At 33.5% G+C, this 11,315-nt stretch carries 13 protein-coding genes; all 13 read left to right on the forward strand.

Annotated elements, in window-relative coordinates:
- The first annotated feature begins 307 nt into the window (after positions 1–307).
- Positions 308–1,567, forward strand: coding sequence for a tyrosine--tRNA ligase (tyrS, locus tag AC5EAH_RS06630; RefSeq protein WP_493493990.1), 1,260 nt, complete (start codon positions 308–310; stop codon positions 1,565–1,567).
- A 159-nt stretch (positions 1,568–1,726) separates the two neighbouring features.
- The gene (rpiB, locus tag AC5EAH_RS06635) at positions 1,727–2,167 is read left to right on the forward strand and encodes a ribose 5-phosphate isomerase B (RefSeq protein ID WP_493493991.1); all 441 of its coding nucleotides are present in this window, start codon (positions 1,727–1,729) and stop codon (positions 2,165–2,167) included.
- Positions 2,168–2,195: 28 nt separating this feature from the next.
- Positions 2,196–3,449, forward strand: a complete 1,254-nt coding sequence (gene glyA / locus AC5EAH_RS06640) for a serine hydroxymethyltransferase (protein WP_493493992.1) — start codon at positions 2,196–2,198, stop codon at positions 3,447–3,449.
- A gap of 12 nt (positions 3,450–3,461) precedes the next feature.
- Positions 3,462–4,091, forward strand: a complete 630-nt coding sequence (gene upp / locus AC5EAH_RS06645) for a uracil phosphoribosyltransferase (protein ID WP_493493993.1) — start codon at positions 3,462–3,464, stop codon at positions 4,089–4,091.
- A gap of 176 nt (positions 4,092–4,267) precedes the next feature.
- Positions 4,268–4,468 carry a cold-shock protein gene (locus AC5EAH_RS06650; protein WP_493493994.1) on the forward strand — a complete coding sequence of 67 codons (201 nt, stop codon included), beginning with the start codon at positions 4,268–4,270 and terminating at the stop codon, positions 4,466–4,468.
- A gap of 366 nt (positions 4,469–4,834) precedes the next feature.
- Positions 4,835–5,563 (forward strand): F0F1 ATP synthase subunit A, encoded by a 729-nt coding sequence (atpB, locus tag AC5EAH_RS06655; protein WP_493493995.1) that lies wholly within the window; start codon positions 4,835–4,837, stop codon positions 5,561–5,563.
- Between the two features lie 30 nt (positions 5,564–5,593).
- A complete protein-coding gene (gene atpE / locus AC5EAH_RS06660) occupies positions 5,594–5,806 on the forward strand; it encodes a F0F1 ATP synthase subunit C (RefSeq protein ID WP_493493996.1) in 213 nt (70 codons plus the stop codon).
- A gap of 42 nt (positions 5,807–5,848) precedes the next feature.
- Positions 5,849–6,364 (forward strand): F0F1 ATP synthase subunit B, encoded by a 516-nt coding sequence (gene atpF, locus AC5EAH_RS06665; protein ID WP_493493997.1) that lies wholly within the window; start codon positions 5,849–5,851, stop codon positions 6,362–6,364.
- Positions 6,364–6,909 (forward strand): ATP synthase F1 subunit delta, encoded by a 546-nt coding sequence (gene atpH / locus AC5EAH_RS06670; RefSeq protein ID WP_493493998.1) that lies wholly within the window; start codon positions 6,364–6,366, stop codon positions 6,907–6,909. Before atpF ends, atpH begins: the two co-directional genes overlap by 1 nt.
- Positions 6,910–6,950: 41 nt before the next feature.
- Positions 6,951–8,459 carry a F0F1 ATP synthase subunit alpha gene (gene atpA / locus AC5EAH_RS06675; protein ID WP_493493999.1) on the forward strand — a complete coding sequence of 503 codons (1,509 nt, stop codon included), beginning with the start codon at positions 6,951–6,953 and terminating at the stop codon, positions 8,457–8,459.
- Positions 8,460–8,495: 36 nt separating this feature from the next.
- On the forward strand, positions 8,496–9,362 hold the full coding sequence (atpG, locus tag AC5EAH_RS06680; RefSeq protein ID WP_493494000.1) for an ATP synthase F1 subunit gamma: 867 nt from the start codon (positions 8,496–8,498) through the stop codon (positions 9,360–9,362).
- A 17-nt stretch (positions 9,363–9,379) separates the two neighbouring features.
- The gene (atpD, locus tag AC5EAH_RS06685) at positions 9,380–10,798 is read left to right on the forward strand and encodes a F0F1 ATP synthase subunit beta (RefSeq protein ID WP_493494001.1); all 1,419 of its coding nucleotides are present in this window, start codon (positions 9,380–9,382) and stop codon (positions 10,796–10,798) included.
- 36 nt (positions 10,799–10,834) lie between these two features.
- The gene (locus AC5EAH_RS06690) at positions 10,835–11,260 is read left to right on the forward strand and encodes a F0F1 ATP synthase subunit epsilon (protein WP_493494002.1); all 426 of its coding nucleotides are present in this window, start codon (positions 10,835–10,837) and stop codon (positions 11,258–11,260) included.
- Positions 11,261–11,315: the final 55 nt, after the last annotated feature.

Genomic DNA, 11,315 nt, shown 5'->3' on the forward strand with positions numbered 1-11,315 from the left:
ATTTTGAACTACGCAATAGATACATGATAACGATAAAAGTATTGAATGGCTATTTTTTGTATGTTATAATCCAAGTAATTTAATATAATGTAAGTAAAGACAAGTAGTTAAATAAACTGTAGCACATAGAAAGTTAATGGTGAGTGAAAATTAACACAGTTGTTTAGTGAATACACTTTATATTAAACAACTTACACGTACATCTAACGTATAGATGAGAGATAGCTTCGGCTAATCAAGGTGGTACCGCGAAAATTTCGCCCTTGCAGTAATTTGCAAGGGCTTTTTATATTTTAAGGAGGATAATATGAGTTTAAATGCACAACAATTATTAGAAGATTTACAATGGCGTGGTTTAGTTTATCAACAAACTGATGCAGAAGGTTTATTACAATTATTAGATAAAGAACGTGTTTCTATTTATTGTGGTACAGATCCAACGGGTAATTCTTTACATGTGGGTCATTTACTACCATTTTTAACATTACGTCGTTTCCAACAATATGGTCATCAACCAGTCGTGTTAGTTGGTGGTGCCACTGGAACAATTGGTGATCCATCAGGACGTAGTGAAGAACGCCAATTATTAACTTTGGATGTCATTAATAACAATGTTAAGGCATTAACAAAACAATTAGAAAATGTATTCGATAATGAAGCTGTTTTTGTTAATAACCAAGACTGGTTGGGCGAAATATCTATGATTTCATTTTTAAGAGATTATGGAAAACATGTAGGTATTAATTATTTATTAGCTAAAGATTCAGTAGCTTCACGTTTAGAAACAGGTTTATCATTTACTGAATTTACTTATACTATTTTACAAGCGATTGACTTTTTACATTTAAATAAGCACTTAAATGTAAAAGTACAATTAGGTGGTTCTGATCAGTGGGGTAATATTACAAGTGGTTTAGAGCTAATGCGTCGTATTGAAGGTGATGTTGAAGCTTATGGTTTTACTATTCCATTAATGTTGAAAGCAGATGGTACGAAATTTGGTAAATCAACAGGTGGCGCAGTATGGCTTGATACTAAACAAACTTCACCTTATGAATTTTATCAATTTTGGTATAATACAGCAGATAGTGATGTGATGAGTGCTTTAAAACGTTTCACATTTTTATCACGTCAAGAAATTGAAGATTTAGAACAACAAATGGCACAAGCACCACATTTGCGTGCTGCACAAAAAGCTTTAGCAAGTGAATTAACACAATTAATTCACGGTGAAGCGGCATTGTCACAAGCTATTCGTATTTCACAAGCTTTATTCTCAGGTGATTTATCACAATTAACAGCAGATGAGATACGTCAAGGTTTTAAAGATGTGCCAACGTCAAACTTAGCTAAAGCAGATTATAATTTAGTAGATTTATTAATCGAAGCTAAAGTTGTAGCATCAAAACGTCAAGCTCGTGAAGATATTACCAATGGTGCAATTTATGTAAATGGACAGCGTCAACAAGATGTTAACTTTATTGTAGATGCAACACAACGTATAGAAGATGAATTTACCATTATTCGTCGAGGTAAGAAAAAATATACAATGATTAAATTTAGTTAGAATGAGTAGTAAAATGATAGGTTTTCTGTGAAATAGACGTTAAAATATAAAGTCTAAGTTAAATTGTCTAGAAAGCCTATCATTTTTTGCTTTCTATTTTTTGTAAAGTTGACTATAATTAAAAGTATAAATCTAATATCATTTTTAGGAGGTTTTATTATGAAAATTGCAATTGCTTCAGATCACGGTGGTATTCACTTGCGTTCAGAAATTATTGAGTTATTAAAAGAATTAGGTCATGAATATGATGATTTTGGTCCGCATCAACCTACATCTGTGGATTATCCTGATTATGCTAAAATTGTTGCTGAAGGTGTAGTGAATGGACAATATGATCGTGGGATTTTAATTTGTGGTACGGGTATTGGTATGTCTATTGCAGCTAATAAAATTAATGGTGTACGATGTGCCTTAGTACATGATTGTTTTACAGCACGCGTGACACGTGAACATAATAATTCTAATATTATTGCGATGGGTGAGCGAGTAATAGGGCCATCTTTAGCAAGAGAAATTGTAGATATTTGGTTGAAATCACAGTTTGAAGGTGGGCGTCATCAAATTCGTATAGATAAAATTAGTGACTTAGAACAAAAGTAATCGTTCATATAGAAAGTGGGGCTGCAAGATGTTAGAAAAAAACGAGCAAGCAAGATTAAAACAAAGTGATCCAGAAGTCTATCAAGCGATGATGAAAGAATATCATAGACAACAAAATAATATTGAATTAATTGCTTCAGAAAATATCGTATCAGAAGCGGTATTAGAAGCACAAGGATCAGTATTAACAAATAAATACGCTGAAGGATATCCTGGCAAACGTTATTATGGCGGTTGTGAATACGTAGATATCGTTGAACAATTGGCTATTGAACGTGCTAAAACATTATTTGGTGCAGAGTATGCTAATGTACAACCACATTCAGGTTCTCAAGCTAATATGGCTGTCTATTTTGGTTTGTTAAAAACAGGTGATACAATTTTAGGAATGGATTTATCACATGGTGGGCATTTAACACATGGTAGCCCAGTAAACTTTTCGGGTAAATTATTTAATGTTGTTTCTTACGGTTTAGATAAAACGACAGAAACAATTAATTATGAAACAATTTTACAATTAGCTAAAGAAAATCAGGTTAAAATGATTGTAGCAGGTGCTTCTGCTTATTCACGTACAATAGATTTTGCTCAATTACGTCAAATTGCTGATGAAGTTAATGCTTATTTATTTGTTGACATGGCACATATTGCTGGTTTAGTTGCAGCTGGCTTGCATCCTTCACCAATGCCCTACGCACACGTAGTAACAACGACAACGCATAAAACTTTACGTGGACCACGTGGTGGATTAATTTTATCTAATGATGAAGATGTTATTAAAGCAATTAATCGTACGATTTTCCCAGGTATTCAAGGTGGACCATTGATGCATGTTATTGCAGCTAAAGCAGTTGCTTTTGGGGAAGCTTTAACACCAGAATTCAAAAGTTACCAGCAAGCTGTAGTTGATAATGCTAAAGCAATGGCACAAACACTACAACAACATGGTTTTAGAGTAGTGTCAGAGACGACAGATAATCATTTAATGTTAATTGATTTAACAAACAAAGAAATAACAGGTAAAGAAGCAGAACAATTATTAGATAGTGTAGGTATTACTTGTAATAAAAATACAGTTCCTTATGAAAAATTAAGCCCCTTTGTAACAAGCGGTATTCGTATTGGCTCACCAGCAATTACAACACGTGGATTTGATATTAAAGATGTGCAAGAAGTAGCAGAAATTATTGCATTAGTGATTGATAATCGTTACAATGAAGAGAAACTAACAGAAGCACATCAACGTGTTGCCACTTTAGTTGAAAAATATCCACTATATTAAAGGAGAAAACTTATGTCAAAAGTACATGTATTTAATCACCCCTTAATCCAACACAAATTATCTTTTATTAGAGATATTAATACTTCTTCAAAAGATTTCAGAGAATTAACAAATGAAGTCGCAATGTTAATGGCTTATGAAATTACAAGAGAAATGGAATTAGAAGATGTAGAAGTTGAAACACCTATTGAAATCACAACTTGTAAACGTTTGGCAGGTAAAAAAGTAGTATTTGTACCGATTTTACGTGCAGGTTTAGGTATGATAGATGGGATGTTACGTTTATTGCCATCAGCACGTGTAGGACATATTGGTTTATATCGTGATCCTGAAACATTAGAAGCGCATAAATATTATATGAAATTACCAAGTGAGCCCCAACAACGTGAATTTATTGTAGTAGATCCAATGTTAGCAACAGGTGGTTCAGCTATTTCAGCTATTGACATGTTAAAAGAAGAGGGCGCGAAAAATATTAAGTTTATGTGTTTAATTGCAGCACCAGAAGGTGTAAAAGCTTTGCAAGAAGCGCATTCAGATGTAGATATTTACATTGCTGCTTTAGATGAAAAATTAAATTCTCACAGTTATATTGTGCCAGGTTTAGGTGACGCAGGCGATCGTATTTTTGGTACAAAATAAAAAAATATAAAATAAACAAAGAAAAATTGTTGACAAGTATAACAAAACAATGTATATTAAAAGAGTAATATATGTTAAAGAGATTTATAAGCTACTTCATTCTTTAGAGTGAGTGTTTTCCTTACGAATTATCAACATTTAATATTGCAATAAAAAAATAAAAGGAGGAACCACACATGACTAAAGGTACAGTGAAATGGTTTAATTCAGAAAAAGGTTTTGGTTTTATTACAACTGAGGAAGGTAAAGATGTATTTGCACACTTCTCAGCAATCCAAGGCGATGGTTATAAAGAATTAGCTGAAGGCCAAGCAGTAACTTTTGACGTTGAAGAAGGTCAAAAAGGTCCACAAGCAACTAACATCGTTAAATTATAATTAATACGATCCAGAGATGACACATTGTGTCATCTCTTTTTTTGTTTTAAATATTATAGTAGCCAGTATTTAGAATATGTTTATTTTTAAGTGTATATTTATATAAAATAAATCAAGAAATCTCATGAAAATTCATAACTTTGATGGTAAAAAAAGATGATTTATCATATAATAGGTATATGCTTTTTCTGTCAATTGTGATGCGAAAAAGAAAAAATTGATATGAGTGATGTCTAGCGTGAAATGTAGTGTTATTTGAAGTGGCACTATTTAAAGTTTGTCATGACTTTATTAATTTTTGTCACCTATAAAAAGTTTTTAGGTATTTATTTTAAATAACTAAATAAACAGAAAGGAGAGAACAATGTGAAGCATGAAGAACCGATAATCACTTGGTTAGGTTTAGATTTTAATTTATCGACATGTTTAATGATTGTAATTTCATGTATCGTAACTTTTATTGTGGTGATGCTACTGACACGTCAGTTAAAAATTAAGCCGACAAGTAAAAAGCAAGCATTTGTAGAGCTAATAGCTAATCTAGTTAGAGAACAAGTTATTGGTACTTCAATGGAATGGCATGTAGGTAAGAGTGTATTTGCTTTAGCAGCGACATTTATTACATTTATTTTTATTTCTAATATGTTAGGTTTGCCTTTTGCAATCGTAGTTGACCATCAATTATGGTGGAAATCACCTACAGCAAATGTGACTGTCACATTAACATTATCAGCACTTGTGATGGTATTATCACATTATCTTGGTTTAAGAAATAAAGGTGTAAAAAATTATGTACAGCTATACAAATCACCTATGGCACCGATGACTATTTTAGAAGAACTAGCAAATACTTTAACTTTAGGTTTGCGTCTTTATGGTAATATCTATGCAGGGGAAGTATTGATTGGCTTACTAGCATCATTGAGTATGATGTTATTTAGTGGTACAATCACAGGTATCTTTTCAGGTGTTTTAGGTATTGCAGCCAATGTCGTATGGCAAGGATTTAGTATCTTTGTTAACTGTATTCAAGCACTTATTTTTTCTTTGTTAGCAATGATGTATATTTCTCATCATGTTAATGATGAACATTAATTTTAATTATATTTTAGGAGGATTTTAAAAATGGGTTTAATCGCAGCAGGTTTAGCAGCAGGTTTAGCAGCACTAGGAGCAAGTATTGGGAATGGTTTACTATTTAGTAACACAATTCAAGCAATGGCAAGACAGCCAGAACAAGCAAAACAATTACGTTCAACAATGTTTATCGGTATTGGTGTTATTGAAGCTGTACCAGTTATCGCTATCGTTATCGCATTCATGTTATTAGGTAGATAGTAATTTACTAAATGATAATAATAGAAAGGAAGTGTTAACGACGTGGTGATTAATCAATCGAGTACATTGGCTTTATCAGGTGTAGAATTAGGTACAATTATTGTGACTTTACTTTCTTTCTCAATTTTGCTGATATTGTTAAGTAAATTTGCATGGGGTCCATTAATGGACATGTTGAAACAACGTGAAGATCATATTATACAACAAGTAGAACAAGCCGAAAAAGCGAGTGAAGAAGCACAAGTTTATTTAGAACAAAATAAACAAGCTATGCAAAATGCGCAACAAGAAATTCAACAATTATTAACAAATGCTGAATTACAAGCAAAAACAGAAAAAGAAAAGATGCTTGCTGATGCAAAACAACAAGCAGAACAATTAAAAGAAAATGCACAAAGAGATATTGAAAATGAAAAACAACGTGCAATTAGTCAAATTAATAAAGAAGTAGCTAACTTATCAGTCGCCATTGCTTCTAAATTGATGAAGAAAGAATTGACACTTGAAGATCAAAAAGCATATATTCAAAATATTTTAGCGGAGGAGGGCCAAAGATAATGAGTCGTTCAGTATTTGATACGCGTATGGGGACTGCTTTATTTAAAGTAGCCAAAGAACATCAAACATTACAACAAGTATATGATGATATTAATAATTATCATCAATTGACAAAAACTGAACGTTATCAATTACATCAATTATTAGCCCAACCAACGATACTTGCAACAGAAAAATATGTTATTATTGATGACGTATTTAGAGCTAGTACAAATGAATTTCGTAACAATTTAAAACTATTAGTAGAATTAAATCATACGGATGAAATTGAAAATGTTTTTGAAGTTTTTGTCGAACTTTACGAAAATTACCAAGGACATTTGACTGTTGAGATAGAATCAATGTATTTATTATCTCAAGAAGAATTGAATCAAATAAAAACGATTTTTGAAAAAAAATATCCAGGTAAAATATTAACATTAACTAACGGAATTAATGAAGATATTATTGCAGGTTTACGCGTAAAAATAGGACAAAAAGTTTATGATTGGACAGCGTTAAATCAATTAGCACAACTTAAACGTCAATTTGAGAAATATCAATAATTTTCAGATGATGCAATTTAACATGAAAAGGAGTGACATAAATGGCCATTAAAGCTGAAGAAATCAGTGCCTTATTACAAGCGCAAATTGCTAATTATCAAGCGGATATGACTGTTAAAGATACAGGGACAGTTATAGAAGTTGGTGATGGTATTGCACGTGTGTATGGCTTGAATGAAGTTATGGCAGGTGAGTTATTAGAATTTACACGTACAGGTGTAGTTGGACTTGCGCAAAACTTAGAAGAAAATAATGTAGGTGTCATTATTTTAGGTGACTATTTAGATATTAAAGAAGGCGATGAAGTGAGTCGTACAGGCCGTGTAATGGATGTGCCAGTAGGTGAAGCTTTAATCGGGCGTGTAGTAAATCCATTAGGTATGCCAGTAGATGGTAAAGGCCCAATCGAAACAACAAAACGTCGCCGTATTGAAGAACCGGCTGTAGGTGTTATGGGACGTAAATCGGTATCTGTACCTTTCCAAACAGGGATTAAAGTTATTGATGCTTTAGTACCAATTGGTCGTGGACAACGTGAATTGATTATTGGAGATCGTCAAACTGGTAAAACAGCAATTGCCATTGATTCGATTTTAGCACAAAAAGATACAGGCATGATTTGTATTTATGTTGCCATCGGACAAAAAGAATCAACAGTACGTAGTGTTGTAGAAACATTAAGACAACATGGTGCACTTGACTACACAATTGTTGTAACAGCATCAGCCTCTCAACCATCACCATTATTATATTTAGCACCTTATGCAGGTGTGGCAATGGCAGAAGAATTCATGTACCAAGGTAAAGATGTTGTCATTATTTATGATGATTTATCTAAACAAGCAGCAGCTTATCGTGAGTTATCATTATTATTAAAACGTCCACCAGGTCGTGAAGCTTATCCAGGTGACGTGTTTTATTTACACAGTCGTTTACTAGAACGTGCAGCACGTATTACTGAAGAATTAGGTAGCGGTTCGATTACAGCTTTACCATTTGTAGAAACACAGGCAGGAGATATTTCAGCATATATTCCAACTAATGTTATTTCGATTACAGATGGTCAAATTTTCTTGCAATCAGACTTATTCTTTTCTGGTGTGCGACCAGCGATTAATGCAGGTTTATCAGTATCACGTGTAGGTGGTGCAGCACAAATTAAAGCAATGAAAAAAGTATCAGGTACATTACGTTTAGATTTAGCCGCATATCGTGAATTAGAAGCTTTCTCACAATTTGGTTCAGATTTAGATGCAGCTACGCGTGCGAAATTAGCACGTGGTGAACGTACAGTTGAAGTGTTAAAACAAGGTTTACATGAGCCAATTCCTGTAGAAAAACAAGTTATGATTCTATACGCATTAACACGTGGACATTTAGATGAAGTAGAAGTTAAACGTGTTCTTGCGTTTGAAATGGCTCTATATAGTTGGTTAGATGCACATGAATTAGGTCAAGAAGTATTAACAACTATCCGTGATACTAAAGATTTACCATCTGAAGATAAAATGAATGAAGTATTTGTAGAATTCAAAAAAACATTTGCTTAATTAAATAATTTTATTGTATAGAAAGGACGGTGACTAATGGGATCATTACGTGATATTAAAAATAAAATCACTTCAACAAAAAATATGAGTCAAATCACACAAGCCATGGAAATGGTGTCTACTTCTAAATTGATGAAAGCACAAAATAATGTTCGTACATTTCTACCTTATATGGAAAAAATTCAATCAGTTATCGCAACAATTGCAGCAAAAAGTACAACATTAGATCATCCTTTATTAGAACATAGAGAGGTTAAATGTACAGGATATTTGGTTGTTACAAGTGATCGTGGATTAGCGGGTGCATATAATGCGAATGTCTTAAGACAATTAGTTCGTGTGATTAAAGAAAAACATCAAAATGATCCACAACGTTACGCTATTATAACAATTGGTGCTTATGGCACAAATTTTCTAAAAAAACGTGGTTATCATGTGATTGAAAGTTTTTTGAATATTTCAGATAAAGTATCTTTTGCAGATGCTAAAATAATTGCTAAATATGTGCTTGAGGCTTTCAGTAATCATGCTTTTGACGAACTGTACTTACAATATAATCACTTTGAAAGTATGATTTCTCAAGTGCCAGTAGCACATAAAGTATTGCCGATTAGTGAATTAGAATCAATAGGTGAAGTACGTTATCAATTTGAATTTGAACCGGATGCCGCTACAATATTAAATGTTATACTACCTCAATATGTAGAGAGTATGGTATTTGGTGCGGTGTTAGATGGTAAAGCTAGTGAACATGCTGCACGTAAATCAGCTATGAAAAATTCGACAGATAATGCCTCGCAAATTATTGATGATTTATCAATTCAATATAATCGCGCACGTCAGGCAGCAATTACACAAGAAATTACCGAGATTATCGGTGGCGCAGCAGCAGCTCAGAAATAAGTATAGGAGGAAAAATAATGTCAAAAGGTAAGGTTCTTCAAGTTATGGGACCTGTTGTTGATGTTAAATTTTCAACAGGAGAACTTCCTGATTTATTAAACGCTTTACAAGTAGAAGTTAAACGTGGTACAAGCGAAGAAAGTGAAACATTAACTTTAGAAGTCGCATTACAATTAGGTAATGATACTGTACGTACAATTGCCATGTCATCAACAGATGGTTTACAGCGTGGTGCTGAAGTTATAAATACAGGTAAACCAATTTCTGTGCCGGTAGGTGAAGCAACATTAGGGCGTGTATTTAATGTTTTAGGTGAAGAAATTGATAATAAAGCACCAGTGGAAGCGCAAGTAAGACGTGATCCAATTCATCGTCCAGCGCCAAAATTTGATGAATTATCAACAAAAGTAGAGATTTTAGAAACGGGTATTAAAGTTGTAGATTTATTAGCACCATACATTAAAGGTGGTAAAATCGGTTTATTCGGTGGTGCCGGTGTTGGTAAAACAGTATTAATTCAAGAATTAATTAATAACATTGCACAAGAACATGGTGGTATTTCAGTATTTGCCGGTGTCGGTGAACGTACACGTGAAGGTAATGATTTATACTTTGAAATGAGCGAATCAGGGGTTATTAATAAAACAGCAATGGTATTTGGACAAATGAATGAGCCACCTGGTGCACGTATGCGTGTTGCATTAACAGGGTTAACAATGGCAGAATATTTCCGTGATGAAATGGGTCAAGACGTATTATTATTTATTGATAATATCTTCCGTTTCACACAAGCGGGTTCAGAAGTATCAGCTTTATTAGGTCGTATGCCTTCTGCAGTAGGTTATCAACCAACTTTAGCAACAGAAATGGGTCAATTACAAGAACGTATTACATCAACACAAACAGGTTCGGTAACATCAATCCAAGCTATTTATGTACCGGCGGATGATTATACTGACCCAGCCCCTGCAACAACATTTGCACATTTAGATGCAACAACTAACTTAGAACGTCGTTTGACAGAAATGGGGATTTATCCAGCAGTAGATCCATTAGCGTCAACATCACGTGCGTTATCACCTGAAATTGTTGGTGAGGAACATTATCAAGTTGCGCGTGAAGTTCAAAGTACTTTACAACGTTATCGTGAATTACAAGATATTATTGCAATTCTTGGTATGGATGAATTATCTGATGAAGATAAATTAGTCGTAGACCGTGCGCGTCGTATTCAATTTTTCTTATCACAAAATTTCCATGTAGCTGAACAATTCACTGGTCAAAAAGGTTCTTACGTACCAGTGCAAGAAACTGTTGCAGCATTCAAAGCAATTTTAGAAGGTAAATATGACCATATTCCAGAAGATGCTTTCCGTTTAGTTGGTGGTATTGAAGATGTAATAGAAAAAGCAAAATCAATGGGTGTTGAAGTTTAATAGTCTTGAGGATGTATATTGAATAGGAGGCATATTATGGCAACATTAACTATTAGCGTTGTTACACCTAATGGTGTTGTATATGAGCAGTCAGATGTCAACTTAGTTGTGCTACAAACCACTTCAGGCGAAATTGGTTTTATGGCGAATCATGTGCCTACCGTTGTTGCTTTAAAAGTAGGTGAAGTTCGTATTGTGACTGAAGATGCATCTACTGGTTTAAAACACACTAAATTTTTAGCTATTACTGAAGGTTTTGCAGAAGTACATAAAGAACAGGTGAATATTCTTGTTCAAGCAGCAGAATTAGCAGAAAAAATTGACATAGAGCGAGCAAAACAAGCCGTATCACGTGCGCAATCACGTTTAGATAGTTCACAAGAAAATATAGATCAAAAACGTGCAGAGTTAGCACTGTTACGAGCATTAAATCGATTAGCAGTAGCATCAGAAACAAAATAAAACTAAAAATCTCTTTAAATTATGATTTTTAGGCTCTTTGTCAAAGAGTGTTGAT

It is taken from the genome of Staphylococcus sp. B1(2026), assembly GCF_058895785.1.

What these genes read in the sequence shown, in the direction of transcription:
- tyrS (WP_493493990.1), top strand. Translation starts at nt 308, where the DNA reads ATGAGTTTAAATGCACAACAATTATTAGAAGATTTACAATGGCGTGGT.
- rpiB (WP_493493991.1), top strand. Translation starts at nt 1,727, where the DNA reads ATGAAAATTGCAATTGCTTCAGATCACGGTGGTATTCACTTGCGTTCA.
- glyA (WP_493493992.1), top strand. Translation starts at nt 2,196, where the DNA reads ATGTTAGAAAAAAACGAGCAAGCAAGATTAAAACAAAGTGATCCAGAA.
- upp (WP_493493993.1), top strand. Translation starts at nt 3,462, where the DNA reads ATGTCAAAAGTACATGTATTTAATCACCCCTTAATCCAACACAAATTA.
- AC5EAH_RS06650 (WP_493493994.1), top strand. Translation starts at nt 4,268, where the DNA reads ATGACTAAAGGTACAGTGAAATGGTTTAATTCAGAAAAAGGTTTTGGT.
- atpE (WP_493493996.1), top strand. Translation starts at nt 5,594, where the DNA reads ATGGGTTTAATCGCAGCAGGTTTAGCAGCAGGTTTAGCAGCACTAGGA.
- atpH (WP_493493998.1), top strand. Translation starts at nt 6,364, where the DNA reads ATGAGTCGTTCAGTATTTGATACGCGTATGGGGACTGCTTTATTTAAA.
- atpA (WP_493493999.1), top strand. Translation starts at nt 6,951, where the DNA reads ATGGCCATTAAAGCTGAAGAAATCAGTGCCTTATTACAAGCGCAAATT.
- atpG (WP_493494000.1), top strand. Translation starts at nt 8,496, where the DNA reads ATGGGATCATTACGTGATATTAAAAATAAAATCACTTCAACAAAAAAT.
- atpD (WP_493494001.1), top strand. Translation starts at nt 9,380, where the DNA reads ATGTCAAAAGGTAAGGTTCTTCAAGTTATGGGACCTGTTGTTGATGTT.
- AC5EAH_RS06690 (WP_493494002.1), top strand. Translation starts at nt 10,835, where the DNA reads ATGGCAACATTAACTATTAGCGTTGTTACACCTAATGGTGTTGTATAT.